This window comes from Variovorax sp. DXTD-1 (assembly GCF_003984625.1).
GTDB lineage: Bacteria > Pseudomonadota > Gammaproteobacteria > Burkholderiales > Burkholderiaceae_C > Variovorax.
The window spans coordinates 1-1,919 of sequence record NZ_RWKH01000056.1 but is presented as its reverse complement, the minus strand read 5'-3'; the positions used below and the strand labels follow the sequence as shown (position 1 = coordinate 1,919).

Here is a 1,919-nt window from a genome sequence, read left to right as displayed (position 1 = left end):
TTCTCCCCCGCCCCCGAGGCATCGGCCGCATGCAGCCGGTACTCGTAGGCCCCCGCATCCACATGCCCGCCGGCCAGGCGGAACGCATCGCGCGTGGTCTGCGCCGTCGTCGTCGCCCCGTTCATCGCCGTCACCACCTCGATGCCGCTGCCCACCGTCAGCGCCCCCAACCCGCCCAGGTTCGTCACCTGGATGTTCGTCGTGCCGCTGGCAATCGCCGTGCAGCCGCTCAGGATCAGCCGGTCGCTCAGGCTCCCGCTGCCCCCCAGCGCCGTGCCCAGGCGCAGCGTGCCGCCTTGGCCCACCCAGGGCCCCTGCACCGTCAGCGTCGCCCCCGGCGAGCCGCTCAGCAGCGACACCGTGCCCGCGCTCGCCATGCCCGCAATGGCCTGGCTGTGCCCCGCCAGGTCCAGCACCGCCCCGGCCTCCACCGTGAACGCGCTCGCGCTGCTGAAGCTGCCCGCCGCCCCCGCGCGCAAGCTGCCCGCCGCCACCCGGGTGGCGCCCGTGTACGTGTTCGCCCCGCTCAGGGTCAAGGTGCCCGCGCCCACCTTCACCAGCTCGCCCGCGCCCGAGACCGGGCCCGACCAGCCCAGCCCGTGGCCGTTGCTGTCGATCGTGCCCACACCGCCCAGCAGCAGCGCATTGCCCAGGTCCAGCCCGTCCGCGCCGGCCACGATGCGCGCGCTCGCGCCGCTGTCGATGGCCACCGCGCCCAGCATCGTGCCGCCCGCGTTCAGCACCAGGCGGTTGCCGGTGCCGCCGGTGAACGCCACCGCCGGGGCGCGTGTGACGCCGTCGCCGCCCAGCCCGCCGGCCAGGGTGCCGCCGCTGTGGGTGACATCCAGGTCTGCGCCCGTGATCCCGGCGCCGCCGGCCCCGGGCAGGCCCGCGGCCCCGCCGTTGCTGCTGGCGCCGCCGGCACCGCCCGCCCCGCCGGCGATGGTGCCGCTGTTGATCACGATCACGCCGCCCGCGCCGGCCGAGGCCAGCCCGGCGCCGCCGTCGCCGCCGTTGCCCGGCGTGCCGGTGCCGCCTGCCCCGCCGCCGCCGGTGCCGCCCGCGCCCCCGGCGCCGCCCAGGAGCTGGCCGGTGTTGGCCACCGTCAGCGCGGCGCTGCCGGCCAGCGTGAGGCCGGCCCCGCCGGCGCCGCCGCCACCGCCCGAGGCGTTGCTGCGCGCCGGCAGCAGCTCAGAGCCGCCTGCGCCCCCGGTCCCGCCCGCCGAGGTGCCGCCGTGGGTCAGCGTGAGCCCCGGGGTGGCGCTGCGCAGCCACAGCCCGCTGCCGCCGCTGCCGCCGCCGCCGGCCTGGGAGAAGGCATCGCCGCCCGCGCCGCCGGCCCCGCCGGTGAAGACGCCGCTGGCGGTGACATCGACCAGGGGGTCGAGCAGCGTGGCGCCGTGGCCGCCCGCGCCGCCGCCGCCCGCGGCCCAGTAGCCGTTGCCGCCGGCACCGCCCGCACCGCCGGTGGCGGAGAGGCTGGCTGCGGTGGTGGCGGGGCTCATGGCATTGCCGATCTGGCCGCCTCCGCCACCGCCGCCGTAGCCGTTGCCATTGGCAAAGTCGCCGGTCTGCGATTGGCCGGCGATGCCGGCGTCGCCCTGCCACACGCCGGGCGAGACCAGAGTCGTCGAGGCACCGGCCGCACCGCCCGCGCCCGGAGTGGCGCCGGCGAAGCTGCCGATGTCGGCCGCGCTGCCGGCGCTGGGGCCGGCTTCGGTGGAGGCGCCGCCGTCGCCGCCATGGGCGTTGACGCTGCTGTCGTTGAGTCCGCCGCTACCGCCCTGGCCGTCGCTGCCGCCGTCGCCGGCGTGCAGGGTGGTGTCACCCACGGGCTGGCCGCCGGTACCGCCGGCGGCGCCCGCGGGCAGGGCGAGGGCCACGCCGAGCAGCAGCACGGACAGGGCGATGGCGTGCAG

General features: G+C 78.6%; 1 pseudogene. It reads right to left on the bottom strand.

Features of this window, described 5'->3' with window-relative positions:
* Positions 1-1,919: pseudogene (locus EJI00_RS25195) on the bottom strand (autotransporter outer membrane beta-barrel domain-containing protein); the annotation flags it as partial.